Origin of the sequence: Citrobacter pasteurii (assembly GCF_019047765.1) — a bacterium.
Taxonomy (GTDB): domain Bacteria; phylum Pseudomonadota; class Gammaproteobacteria; order Enterobacterales; family Enterobacteriaceae; genus Citrobacter; species Citrobacter pasteurii.
This window is the reverse complement of the sequence record NZ_CP077262.1, coordinates 2,055,066-2,067,749: the sequence shown is the minus strand read 5'-3', so window position 1 is coordinate 2,067,749 and position 12,684 is coordinate 2,055,066. Positions and strand designations below refer to the sequence as shown.

Here is a 12,684-nt window from a genome sequence, read left to right as displayed (position 1 = left end):
CCCGATAAGCGTAAGCGCCATCGGGCACGTTGCCGGGGGCGCTTCGCTTGCCCGGCCTACGGTTTAATCGTTTTGCGCCGTTTGCTCGCCCGTCGCTGTACCTGCCGCCGCCATCTGTGCGGCTTTTTGCTTTTTATAGCTCAGCGCCGCGGCCGGAACAGGCATCACCTTGCCGGTTTCGATCCAGGTGCGTAAACGACTGGCATCAGCAAAGTGAGTATATTTGCCAAAGGCATCCATGACCACCAGCGCTACCGGCTTGTTATTAATGACCGTACGCATCACCAGGCAGTGACCAGCGGCATTAGTAAACCCAGTTTTGGTGAGCTGAATGTTCCAGTTATCGCGGTACACCAGATGGTTGGTGTTACGGAACGGCAACGTATAAGCCGGATTAGCAAAGGTCGCCATGTCTTCACGCGTCGTACTCAACTGACCAATCAGCGGATACTGCTTGCTGGCAATCAGCAGTTTAGTTAAATCACGCGCCGTCGAGACGTTATGAATCGATAACCCGGTCGGTTCCACAAAGCGCGTCTGGGTCATTCCCAACGACTTCGCCTTCGCATTCATCGCTTTGATAAATGCGTTATAACCGCCCGGATAGTGGTGCGCCAGGCTTGCCGCTGCGCGGTTTTCTGAGGACATCAGCGCCAGTAGCAGCATATTCTTACGACTGATCTCACTGTTCAGACGCACACGAGAGTAGATGCCTTTCATTTCCGGCGTCTGGCTGATATCAACTTTCAGTTTTTCATCCAGCGGCAGTCGTGCATCAAGCACCACCATCGCCGTCATTAATTTGGTAATCGACGCAATCGGACGCACGAGGTCCGGGTGGTTCGAATAGATAACTTTGTTGGTATTCAGATCAACAATCATCGCACTACCAGAAGCAATCTCAGGTTGAGATGCCGCTGCAGTAGTCGCCGTTTTCGCTACGGCTTGGGGTGCAAAAGGAACGGCCAGCACCAGGGCAAGACTTAATAATGAAACTCGGAATTTCAGCATGATGAGGTTTCTGATAATGGTTCACGCACGTCACAACGCACACCGCCTGAAATAAGGATTATCTCAGGCTAGCTCTGGCATCATAGCGATCCGGCAGGTTTGCCGCTACAGAAGAATCATCTCGAAATGCTGCGTTGCTGGCTTTTACGCCAACAACGCGGCACAGACAGGTTGTACACCTAGAACAATCGGTACCCGTAGCCCCACAGGATCACCGTAATCGCCAGCAGAACCTCCAGCACCAGCACGCCAATCGCCAGCGTTGAACTGGAAAAGCTCAGCCCTTCTTCTTTAGTGATATTCAGGAACGTTGGAATACCGAGATAGAGTAAATAGCCGGTGTAAAACAGCGCGATGGTTCCCACGAGCGCACACAGCCAGACCAGCGGATACAGCGCCACCAGCCCGCTTAAAAACAGCGGCGTGGCAACATATCCGGCAAAGACCATACAATGTGCCAGCGACGGGCGTCGCGAGTAATTACGCGCCATCCACCAGATAACTCTTCCCATGATGGCCACACCTGCCAGCATCACGCCGTAAAACAGAATTGCCATCGCAAATCCGGTAAACAGGGATAACTTCAGTATATTGCCGTCGCCAAAATTCCAGCCAATTTGCGTGGTGCCAATAAACGCACAAATCACCGGGATTGCCGCCATCAGCAGTACATGGTGGGTATAGTGATGCGAAACACTTTCGTTTTCGCTGTTGATCACGTGCATTTCACGATCGGGATGGGAAAACAGCCCCCAGACATGGTTCATATCGCCCCCTTCTTGTCAGCTCCGGACCTCAACACTTCAAGTATAATTCAGCTTTTGATTATTTTATGTACACATGAAAAATACCGATACGCTGAGTTGCTGCTTTTTCGGCATGAACAATTCACTGGGTGTATGCTATGGAGCGTGGAGGTCATACAACGTATGGATATAACGCATTATGTTGAGCAATACGGCTATGCGGCGCTGATTATTGGCAGCCTTGCCGAAGGCGAAACCATTACCTTGCTAGGCGGTGTTGCTGCGCACCAGGGAATTCTTAAATTTCCGCTGGTGGTGCTCTCCGTCGCATTGGGTGGGATGATTGGCGATCAATTACTCTTTTTACTTGGGCGTCGTTATGGCGGCAAAATCTTACGTCGTTTCTCGCGTCATCGGGCAAAAATCCACTACGCGCAGAAGATGATCCAACGGCGTCCCTACCTGTTTGTGGTCGGCACGCGCTTTATGTACGGTTTTCGCGTCATTGGCCCGTTGCTGATTGGAGCCAGCCACCTGCCACCGAAGATTTTCATCCCACTGAATATCCTGGGGGCGTTTGTCTGGGCATTGCTGTTTACCACGCTCGGCTATGTGGGCGGTGAAGTGATTGCCCCATGGTTGCATAGCCTCGACCAGCATATTAAACATGCGGTGTGGTTGGTTCTGGTTATCGGGATTGTCGCGGGCGTCCGCTGGTGGATGAAACGGCGAAGCACGCGTAAAGCGCAATGAAGATGGCCCGACAGCGGAACACCGTCGGGCCGATTAATCAGGACGCGTGATAACCGCCGCCCAGTGCGCTGGTCAGCTGTATAGAAGCATCCAGCCACTGTCCCTGTAGAACCAGACCATTAAGCTGTTCGCGTAACGCCGGAATTTTGGCCTCGCTAACCCGGGAACCCGCAATGATACCGGCGCTATATCGTGCCTGCGCAAGCCCCACAACGCGCTGTGCGTCATGTTCAATTTGCTGCTGATGCTGGTTCTTCTGCGCCAGCGTTTCTACCTGTGATGCCGCACGAGCAACGTCATTCACCGCATCGACCACTGCCTTGTTGTAATTTGCCACCGTCAGGTTGCTCTGCGCTTTCGTGATATCGAGATTCGCATTCAGTCTGCCGCTATCAAAAATAGGCAGTGTCAGCCCAGCCGTCACCCCCATCTGCTGCGCGGAATGGCGGAATAAATCACTCAGATGCAGCGCATCCTGCTGTAAAAAAGCCATCAGGTTAACGTCCGGATAGAATGCCGCTTTTGCCGCATCAATGCTGCTCAGCGATGACTCGATGTACCAGTGTGCGGCCTGTAAATCAGGGCGGCGAGCCAGCAGCGAATAACCAAGCTGGGACGGTAGCTGGCTTTCTACCGCTGGTAGCGTCGTCGCTTTAAGCTTCATGACGGAAGATTGCGAGTTGGTCAGTGCGCTCAGCCGCGCCTCTATCACCTTCATTTTGCCGCTGACATCGTTCAGCTGCTGCTCCGTTCTACTGGAGTCAATATCCGTTTCAACACCTTCGACAGAAGAGGTAATCCCGTTTTGATACAGTTGACGATCGACGGTGATGACGTTCTGTTGCTCGGTTTTAATCTGCGTCAGAACGGTTTTCAGCGCCGCCTGCGTCTGCCACTCCCAGTACAGACGCGATACGCCGCTCGCCAGTAACTGGCGAGTTTGCTCACGTTCAGCCTCACGCGCTTTCACCTCACCAATACGCGCCGCTACTTCAGCCCGGTTTTTACCCCACAGATCCAGGTTCCAGCCTGCGGTTAAACCAAAGGTTCCATTGGTGTACCACGGCCCGGTCGTGCCTGCAGCAGGATCGGTAATGGCAAACGGTCCCATTAAACCTTCTGCCGACATTCTTTGACGTTCAACGTCTGCGGAAAAATCAACTTCTGGACCATCCTGCGCCTCAACCGCTTTAGCCTGCGCTTCTGCCAGTTGAATGCGCTGTTCTGCTACCTGCATGTCTGGAGAATTCTTGAGGGTGCTGTCAATCAACGCATTCAGCTGTGGATCGTGATACGCCTTCCACCATTGGCTATCCGGCCAACCATTTTTTAATGCCGCAGGCAACGCGGAATCAACGTTCACAGCGGGCGTCTGCTGTGACAGCGATTGACGATTGTCATGCATGGGTGCACAACCAACCATCAAAATAAGCAGCGGCAAACATGCCGTTGCAACAAGAACAGAATTACGATTCATGGGAATATACAGGTTAGAAAAGATGCACAGAGAGTACGACTTACCACATTCTCTTTTTTAGTTACGCGTGGCAATACATCTTTTGAAATAAAATCACATGATTAAAAAACATATACATAACAAATTGTTCTGTAAAAATAATTCAACTGAGTTATAAAATACCGCGCAGTTTTCCTGGCCGCTTAATCACTATCAGCAGGAAGGCGAGCGCATCAGTAACTGGTTTGCTGAAGGCGTCAAAAAACAACATCGTAAGCTGGCAACCTGGATTAACGCCCTGGTTACCACCGGATTTGAGATTGTTTGTTTGGATTAATGGGGTCTATCGGCTGAACAAATTGCCGCCAACCCGGCGCTGGACGAAGAAAAAGAACGCCCGATGATATTTCTGCTCAGCGTACGTAAGCCTGTGTAATCCTGATGCCTGATGGCGCTGCGCTGATCAGGCCTACGAATTACGCGTCCGTTCCGTAGGCCGGATAAGGCGGGTACGCCGCCATCCGGCAATAAATCAGGCAGCACTTGTGATGGACTGAATCGCGCGTGCAATATCTGGTGAATTATTCAAAGCCCGAATTTCCTGAAACAGTTCTGTCGCTTCAACATATTCTTTACGAAGATAGCCCAGCCACTGTTTGATACGCGCCACATGATACAGCCCGGTATCACCCTGTTTTTCCAGTCGGGTATATTTTTGCAGTAACGTCACGACTTCAGGCCATGGCATACGTGGTTCGTTATATTTCACCACGCGACTCAAATTCGGAATATTAAGCGCACCACGCCCGATCATCACGGCATCGCAGCCGCTGATGGCCATACAGTCCTGTGCGCTTTGCCAGTCCCAGATCTCACCATTCGCGATAATCGGGATATTGAGACGCTGGCGAATCTCACCAATAGCCTGCCAGTTAATGTGCTCGGCCTTATAGCCCTGCTCTTTGGTTCGACCGTGCACCACCAACTCGCTGGCACCAGCCTGCTGGACGGCATCAGCGATTTCGAACTGCCTGTCACTGCTGTCCCAGCCCAGACGCACTTTTACCGTCACCGGTAAATGAGCCGGAACCGCATCACGCATGGCCTTCGCGCCACGGTAAATCAGCTCAGGGTCCTTCAGTAACGTTGCGCCGCCGCCGCTGCCGTTCACCAGCTTCGACGGACAGCCACAGTTTAGATCGACACCATACGAACCCAGCTCAACCGCGCGGGCTGCATTTTCTGCCAGCCACTGCGGATACTGCCCCAGCAGTTGTATACGCACAGGGGTACCAGATGTTGTGCGGCTGGCGTTAAGCAGTTCAGGGCAAATGCGGTGAAAGACTTTTACCGGTAGTAGTTGATCTACCACGCGAACAAATTCGGTGATACAGAGATCATAATCATTCACTTCAGTCAGCAGCTCGCGCACCAGTGAGTCGAGCACGCCTTCCATCGGCGCCAGTAAAACACGCATATTGTTACCCGCAAAAAAGAGAGGCGCTATGGTAACGTCTCTATGCAGGAGATTAAAGCGTCTCAGCGCCGGGCACAGATTTGGTTATGCTGATTAGGGGCATTGCCTGATGTTCCTGATATCTATTTCCACTATGCTTAGAATTCATGATGTGATCGGTAGCACGTTTTAAAGTTTAATTGTATGATGAATCAGTCTCGTCAAGGGTTTCAATTATGAGCAAGTCACTGAACATTATCTGGCAATATTTACGCGCATTCGTCCTCATTTATGCCTGCCTCTATGCAGGTATTTTTCTTGCATCACTGCTGCCTATAACGATTCCGGGCAGCATTATCGGCATGCTGATTCTGTTTGTATTACTGGCATTACAGATCTTACCGGCAAAATGGGTAAACCCAGGTTGCTACGTACTGATTCGTTATATGGCCCTGCTGTTTGTCCCGATTGGCGTGGGGATCATGCAGTACTTTGACTTGCTACGCGCACAATTTGGTCCGGTCGTGGTGTCCTGCACCATCAGTACACTGGTCGTATTCCTGGTAGTGAGTTGGAGCTCGCACATTGTTCACGGCGAACGCAAAATCGTTGGCCAAAAAGGGTCTAAACAATGATGTCGTATATCTGGTGGTCGTTACCCCTCACCCTGGCGGTATTTTTTGCTGCACGTAAGCTGGCAGCGCGATTTAAAATGCCGCTATTGAACCCGTTGCTGGTCGCCATGGTGGTGATTATTCCCTTTCTGATGCTGACCGGTATCCCCTACGATCACTACTTCAAAGGCAGCGAGGTGCTGAACGATTTACTGCAACCTGCTGTCGTCGCTCTGGCCTATCCGTTATATGAACAGCTGCACCAAATCCGTGCCCGCTGGAAATCCATTATCGCCATCTGTTTTGCCGGCAGTGTCGTGGCCATGGTCACGGGCACATCCATTGCCCTGCTGATGGGGGCTTCACCAGAGATTGCCGCCTCTATTATGCCTAAATCCGTAACCACGCCTATCGCTATGGCTGTGGGTGGCAGTATTGGTGGTATTCCGGCAATCAGCGCAGTGTGCGTCATTTTTGTCGGTATCCTCGGTGCCGTATTTGGCCATACCCTGCTCAATGCAATGCGTATCCGTACTAAGGCGGCTCGTGGGCTGGCCATGGGCACCGCTTCGCACGCCCTGGGCACGGCACGCTGTGCAGAGCTGGACTACCAGGAAGGCGCGTTTAGCTCTCTGGCGCTGGTTATTTGCGGGATTATTACCTCATTGGTTGCCCCCTTCCTGTTCCCGGTTATCCTGGCAGTGGTTGGCTAATCAGCATTTTTAAGCTGTTTATTTGCGATGCGTTGCACATTTTTCATTTAAGTTTCATCAGTTGCATACACAATGAGATTTGGATCACATATAAAGCCCTATCAGGCCCGTAAACTACGGTTCCATTACATTGTTATGAGGCAACGCCATGCATCCACGTTTTCAAACTGCTTTTGCCCAACTCGCGGATAACTTGCAATCAGCCCTGGCCCCTATTCTGGCGGATGTACATTTCCCCGCCATGCTGACGGCTGAGCAGGTATCTTTGCTGAAACGCGAATCGGGACTGGACGAAGACGCGCTGGCATTCGCTCTGCTGCCTTTAGCTGCGGCCTGCGCGCGTACTCCGCTGTCCAACTTCAACGTCGGCGCAATCTCACGAGGTATCAGCGGAACCTGGTATTTCGGTGGGAATATGGAGTTTCTTGGTGCCACAATGCAGCAAACCGTTCACGCCGAGCAGAGCGCTATTAGCCATGCCTGGTTACGTGGCGAAAAAGGACTCGCCGCGATTACCGTCAACTACACCCCTTGCGGGCACTGCCGTCAGTTTATGAATGAGCTGAACAGCGGGCTGGATTTACGTATTCATCTGCCTGGGCGTGAACCACACGCACTACGCGACTATCTGCCGGACGCTTTTGGGCCAAAAGATCTCGACATCAAAACGCTGTTGATGGATGACCAGGATCACGGCTTCGCGCTGCAAGGCGATGCGCTGACCCAGGCGGCGATTGCCGCCGCCAACAGATGCCATATGCCGTACAGCAAATCCCCAAGCGGCGTGGCGCTGGAGTGTAAAGATGGTCAGATTTTCAGCGGCAGTTATGCTGAAAACGCCGCCTTCAATCCAACGCTGCCACCGTTGCAGGGTGCATTAAACCTGTTGAGTCTGAACGGTTACGACTATCCGGACATTCAACGTGCGGTGCTGGCAGAAAAAGCGGATGCGGCGCTTATCCAGTGGGACGCGACGTCTGCCACCCTGAACGCGCTGGGCTGCGATAATATCGAGCGCGTACTACTCGGTTAATGGTCTCAATAACGCCAGTTTGTAGGCCGGATAAGGTGTTTACACCGCCATCCGGCAATACACAGAATGCCTAAAATCCCCTCAATCAGACTGCTGTTTCTTGCGCTCCGTCGTTGGGTACAGTAGCCTGATTGAAATTCCATCCAAATAACGAGTTTTCTGCATGTTAAAGCGCGTGTTTTACAGCCTGTTAGTCTTGTTTGGCTTGCTGCTGTTGACTGTGCTTGGACTCGACAGGTGGATGAGCTGGAAGACGGCTCCCTACATCTACGACGAACTGCAGGATTTGCCCTACCGCCAGGTGGGTGTGGTTCTCGGTACAGCGAAGTATTACCGCACCGGCGTCATCAACCAGTATTACCGCTACCGCATTCAGGGTGCATTGAACGCCTATAACAGCGGAAAAGTAAACTATCTGCTGCTGAGCGGCGACAACGCGCAGCAAAGCTACAACGAACCGATGACGATGCGTAAAGACTTGATTGCCGCAGGCGTCGATCCGGCTGACATTGTGCTTGATTACGCCGGGTTTCGTACGCTCGACTCCATCGTGCGTACCCGCAAGGTATTTGATACCAACGATTTCATCATCATTACTCAGCGATTCCACTGTGAACGCGCCTTATTTATTGCGCTGCATATGGGGATTCAGGCCCAGTGCTATGCGGTACCTTCGCCAAAAGATATGCTCACCGTGCGGGTACGTGAATTTGGTGCCCGTTTTGGCGCACTCGCCGATCTCTACCTTTTCAAACGCGAACCGCGCTTTTTAGGCCCCCTGGTGCCAATTCCTGGCATGCATCAGGTACCGGACGATGCGCAGGGATATCCGGCAGTCACGCCTGAACAATTACTCGAATTACAAAAGAAACAAGGAAAATAAGCATGGATGTACAAACCCTTTTCGTCGTGTTGGCCTTTTTGCTCATTCCCGTGTTTTGTTTCCGTGAAGCCTGGAAAGGTTGGCGTACTGGCGCGGTAGATAAAATTAAGAAGAATGCGCGTGAGCCGGTTTATGCCTACCGGAATGAAGCCCCATTACAGTTCTGGTCTTATGTATTGGTTTATGCTGGATGCGGATGTTTATCTTTCGGTATGGTTGTTTATTTAGTCTTTTATCGCTAACGATATTACCTATATATTATCGCTTGAGAATAGCTAATATTATGATAATAGTTACCATTTCAATATAAGGGATTAATGCTGCCCGCCAGCATTTCCCTCAAACTATCTTCTATTTGTGAATCCTTTCACAGAATACTCTTCCTGCAGTGCTTAGCCTTAAGAATAGCCTTTCTATTTTAATATTTTGTTATTAACGCTTTGCCTTAATTTACTCAAGCATTAAGGAAGAAAATATGCCACAACAAAATTATCTGGATGAGCTCACGTCGGCTTTTACCCCTTTATTAGCAATAAAAGAGGCTTCCCGCTGTTTATTATGTCACGATGCCCCTTGTAGTCAGGATTGCCCGGCGCAAACCGACCCCGGGAAATTTATTCGTTCCATTTATTTCCGCAATTTTAAAGGCGCGGCCGAAACTATCCGGGAAAATAATGCGCTCGGTGCGGTGTGCGCCCGGGTATGCCCAACCGAAAAATTATGCCAGCGCGGATGTACGCGTTCAGGAATTGATAAACCAATCGATATTGCGCGTCTGCAGCGCTTTATTACCGATTTTGAACAGCAGACGGCAATGAAAATCTATCAGCCCGCAACAAAAACGCAGGGCAAGGTCGCCATCATCGGTGCAGGCCCGGCCGGATTACAGGCCAGTGTAACGCTGAGTAATCTTGGCTATGACGTCACCCTCTTCGAAAAGCAGGCTCAGCCTGGTGGCTGGTTACGCTATGGTATTCCAGAGTTTCGTCTGCCGCAGACGGTTTTGGATCATGAGATTGCCCGTATTGTGGAAATGGGCGTGACCATCAGGTGCAATTGCGAAGTTGGCCATACTCTTTCCATTGAGCAACTCAAAGCGGAATATCGCGCGGTACTGATTACCGTAGGGATGTCTTACGGTTCAACGTTACCTCTGTTTGAGAGAGCGAATCACGTTGAAATTGCCGTCGATTTCCTGCAACGTGCCCGACAAGCCAGCGGCGATATTACCGTCGCAAAAAGTGCATTGATCATCGGCGGCGGCGACGTGGCGATGGATGTCGCCAGTACATTGAAGCTGTTGGGCTGCCCGTCAGTCACCTGTGTTGCGCGTGAAGAACTGGCTGATTTCCCGGCCAGCGACAAAGAATTCAACAGCACCCAGGCATTAGGGGTATCAATTATTGACGGTTTCACGCCGGTGGCGGTTAACGGAAATCGGGTTTCCTTTAAACACGTACGCTTGCCAGGAGAACTCTCGCTTGAAGCCGAACACATTATTCTCGCCGTTGGCCAACATGCTCAGCTTGATAATTTCGCCGCGTTAAAGCCCCAGCGCAATCTTATCGATACGCAGAACTACCAAACCGCCGATCCTGTCCTGTTTGCTGCGGGCGATATTGTTGAGGGCGACAAAACGGTTGTTTACGCCGTGAAAACCGGAAAAGAAGCGGCTCAGGCCATTCATCACTATTTAGAGGGAGCTTGCTCATGTTAACGAAAGATCTTTCTATTACCTTTTGCGGTGTCAAATTCCCCAACCCGTTCTGCCTCTCTTCCTCCCCGGTGGGCAACTGTTATGAAATGTGCGCCAAAGCCTATGATAGCGGCTGGGGCGGTATTGTTTTCAAAACGATCGGGTTCTTTATTGCCAATGAAGTCTCCCCGCGCTTTGACCATCTGACCAAAGAAGATACCGGCTTTATTGGCTTCAAAAACATGGAGCAAATTGCCGAGCATCCGCTGGAGGAGAATCTGGCCGCAATACGCCGCCTGAAACAGGACTACCCGGACAAGGTTCTGATTGCGTCGATCATGGGGGAAAATGAACAACAATGGCAGGAACTGGCTCGCCTGGTTGAAGAAGCGGGTGCCGACATGATCGAGTGTAACTTCTCGTGCCCGCAAATGACCTCGCATGCTATGGGCAGCGATGTAGGACAAAGCCCTGAGCTGGTTGAAAAATATTGTCGGGCAGTCAAACGCGGCTCTTCCCTGCCAATGCTGGCTAAAATGACACCGAATATTGGTGATATGTGTGAGGTGGCGCTGGCGGCAAAACGCGGAGGTGCGGACGGTATCGCGACCATCAATACGGTTAAATCCATCACTAATATCGACCTGAACCGGAAAATCGGGATGCCGGTCGTCAACGGTAAATCCAGTATCTCCGGCTACTCCGGCAAGGCCGTTAAACCTATTGCCCTGCGTTTTATCCAACAATTGCGCACGCACTCCGAACTGCACGATTTCCCAATTAGCGGCATCGGGGGAATTGAAACCTGGGAAGATGCCGCCGAATTTTTACTGTTAGGCGCTGCCACGCTGCAGGTGACCACCGGGATCATGCAGTATGGCTATCGGATTGTGGAGGACATGGCAAGCGGGCTGTCGCATTACCTCGCCGATCAAGGATTTGACTCGCTGGAGGAGATGGTCGGTCTCGCCAACGCCAATATCATCCCTGCAGAAGAACTTGATCGTAGCTACATCGTCTATCCGCATATCAATCTCGAAAAATGTGTGGGCTGTGGTCGCTGCTACATCTCCTGCTATGACGGTGGGCATCAGGCGATGGAGTGGAATGAGGAGACCCGTACACCACACTGCGACACGGAAAAATGTGTGGGATGCTTGTTGTGCGGCCACGTTTGCCCGGTAGCCTGTATCGATCTGGGTGAGGTGAAATTTAAACCCGGTGAGAAAGAACATGCGTTAACGTTGTAACGCTGACAAAAAAGCCCGGTGCAGATTGCGCTGTGCCGGGCTTTTTGCGTTATACGATCACTTCTTACGCGCGTACTTCAGGGAGTCCAGCGCGACCGCGAAGATGATGATGCCGCCCTTGATAATATACTGCCAGTAAGGGTTCACACCGATATAGGTCAGACCGTAGTTGATGACGGTGAAGATAATAACACCGGTCACCACGCCAAACACGGTACCTACCCCGCCGCTGAACGACACGCCGCCCACCACGCACGCCGCAATCGCATCCAGCTCATACATAAAGCCGAGGTTGTTGGTCGCCGAACCGATACGCCCGGCTTCGAGCAAACCACCAAAAGCATAGAACACGCCAGACAACGCATAGATAATCAGCAGGTTCAGCGCAACGTTTACCCCGGACACTTTCGCCGCCTCCGGGTTTCCACCGATAGCGAAAATGTTTTTACCGAAGCGGGTTTTGTTCCACAGAACCCATACAAAGGCCACGGCAATCAGCGCGTAGAAGGTAATGTAGGAGAGCCGGAAACTGCCCAGCGCAATAAAGCCCTGCGCAAAGGTTGAGAATCCGCTGTCAAAGCCTGATATCGGCGATGCGCCAACGAAGTCGTAGTACAGGGAGTTGATCCCGTAAACGATAATCATCGTACCGAGGGTGGTAATAAATGGCGTCACATTCAGGTAAGCAATGATGATACCGTTTACCAGACCGATGACAGCACCGATAACGCAGACAATCAACACGACCACAATAATTGGCATCGTCGCCATTTCTGGGAACACCTTGTTGGCATTCTCCATCGACTGCAGCAAGGTTGCCGCCACGACCGCCGCCAAACCAACCTGGCGCCCTGCTGACAGGTCGGTCCCTTGGGTAACAATCAGCCCGGCAACACCCAGTGCGATAATAATACGCACCGAGGATTGCGTCAGAATATTACTCAGGTTCAGTAAACTTAAGAAAGTGGGATCCTGGAAAATAATAATCGCCAGCAAAACCAAAAGAACAACGTAAATTCCGCCTTCTTTCAGGTAAGTAAGAAAACTTTTCTTATTTAACGCACTCATGAGGA

13 protein-coding genes and 1 pseudogene are annotated in these 12,684 nt (G+C 51.3%); 9 read left to right on the top strand and 5 right to left on the bottom strand.

All coding sequences use genetic code 11. The features are described 5' to 3' along the window. Positions 1 to 63: 63 nt before the first annotated feature. Both pbpG and I6L54_RS09910 read right to left on the bottom strand, forming a co-directional pair. Complete coding sequence (pbpG, locus tag I6L54_RS09915) at positions 64 to 1,011, bottom strand: D-alanyl-D-alanine endopeptidase (protein ID WP_040230629.1); 948 nt, start codon at positions 1,009 to 1,011, stop codon at positions 64 to 66. A gap of 179 nt (positions 1,012 to 1,190) precedes the next feature. Beyond that, complete coding sequence (locus tag I6L54_RS09910; protein WP_005129189.1) at positions 1,191 to 1,778, bottom strand: Yip1 family protein; 588 nt, start codon at positions 1,776 to 1,778, stop codon at positions 1,191 to 1,193. A gap of 162 nt (positions 1,779 to 1,940) precedes the next feature. Between I6L54_RS09910 and I6L54_RS09905 the strand changes: the two genes are divergently transcribed. Then, on the top strand, positions 1,941 to 2,510 hold the full coding sequence (locus I6L54_RS09905) for a DedA family protein (RefSeq protein WP_040230628.1): 570 nt from the start codon (positions 1,941 to 1,943) through the stop codon (positions 2,508 to 2,510). A 37-nt stretch (positions 2,511 to 2,547) separates the two neighbouring features. Here the strand turns inward: I6L54_RS09905 and mdtQ are convergent, their stop codons facing one another. Beyond that, positions 2,548 to 3,987, bottom strand: coding sequence for a multidrug resistance outer membrane protein MdtQ (gene mdtQ / locus I6L54_RS09900; RefSeq protein WP_040230627.1), 1,440 nt, complete (start codon positions 3,985 to 3,987; stop codon positions 2,548 to 2,550). A 166-nt stretch (positions 3,988 to 4,153) separates the two neighbouring features. Here mdtQ and I6L54_RS09895 point away from each other — a divergent pair. Further along, a pseudogene (locus I6L54_RS09895) lies at positions 4,154 to 4,402 on the top strand (SAM-dependent methyltransferase); the annotation flags it as partial. A gap of 96 nt (positions 4,403 to 4,498) precedes the next feature. On the opposite strand, the gene dusC reads toward I6L54_RS09895, so the two are convergent. Then, positions 4,499 to 5,443 (bottom strand): tRNA dihydrouridine(16) synthase DusC, encoded by a 945-nt coding sequence (dusC, locus tag I6L54_RS09890; RefSeq protein WP_005129193.1) that lies wholly within the window; start codon positions 5,441 to 5,443, stop codon positions 4,499 to 4,501. Positions 5,444 to 5,658: 215 nt separating this feature from the next. Here dusC and I6L54_RS09885 point away from each other — a divergent pair, with 215 nt between their 5' ends. From I6L54_RS09885 to preA, 7 genes are all read left to right on the top strand, one after another. Further along, the gene (locus I6L54_RS09885) at positions 5,659 to 6,057 is read left to right on the top strand and encodes a CidA/LrgA family protein (protein ID WP_005129194.1); all 399 of its coding nucleotides are present in this window, start codon (positions 5,659 to 5,661) and stop codon (positions 6,055 to 6,057) included. Further along, positions 6,054 to 6,749 (top strand): CidB/LrgB family autolysis modulator, encoded by a 696-nt coding sequence (locus I6L54_RS09880; protein ID WP_005129195.1) that lies wholly within the window; start codon positions 6,054 to 6,056, stop codon positions 6,747 to 6,749. The genes I6L54_RS09885 and I6L54_RS09880 overlap by 4 nt, the downstream gene beginning before the upstream one ends. A 148-nt stretch (positions 6,750 to 6,897) precedes the next feature. Then, the gene (gene cdd / locus I6L54_RS09875; protein ID WP_005129196.1) at positions 6,898 to 7,782 is read left to right on the top strand and encodes a cytidine deaminase; all 885 of its coding nucleotides are present in this window, start codon (positions 6,898 to 6,900) and stop codon (positions 7,780 to 7,782) included. A 163-nt stretch (positions 7,783 to 7,945) separates the two neighbouring features. Then, positions 7,946 to 8,665, top strand: coding sequence for an outer membrane permeability protein SanA (gene sanA / locus I6L54_RS09870; RefSeq protein WP_005129198.1), 720 nt, complete (start codon positions 7,946 to 7,948; stop codon positions 8,663 to 8,665). A gap of 2 nt (positions 8,666 to 8,667) precedes the next feature. Then, positions 8,668 to 8,907, top strand: coding sequence for a DUF2542 family protein (locus I6L54_RS09865; RefSeq protein ID WP_040230626.1), 240 nt, complete (start codon positions 8,668 to 8,670; stop codon positions 8,905 to 8,907). 233 nt (positions 8,908 to 9,140) lie between these two features. Then, positions 9,141 to 10,382 (top strand): NAD(P)-dependent oxidoreductase, encoded by a 1,242-nt coding sequence (locus I6L54_RS09860; RefSeq protein ID WP_040230624.1) that lies wholly within the window; start codon positions 9,141 to 9,143, stop codon positions 10,380 to 10,382. Beyond that, positions 10,376 to 11,611: an NAD-dependent dihydropyrimidine dehydrogenase subunit PreA gene (gene preA, locus I6L54_RS09855; protein ID WP_040230622.1), complete on the top strand. Its 1,236-nt coding sequence runs from the start codon at positions 10,376 to 10,378 to the stop codon at positions 11,609 to 11,611. The genes I6L54_RS09860 and preA overlap by 7 nt, the downstream gene beginning before the upstream one ends. Before the next feature lie 57 nt (positions 11,612 to 11,668). Here the strand turns inward: preA and mglC are convergent, their stop codons facing one another. Next, a complete protein-coding gene (mglC, locus tag I6L54_RS09850; RefSeq protein ID WP_005129205.1) occupies positions 11,669 to 12,679 on the bottom strand; it encodes a galactose/methyl galactoside ABC transporter permease MglC in 1,011 nt (336 codons plus the stop codon). Positions 12,680 to 12,684: the final 5 nt, after the last annotated feature.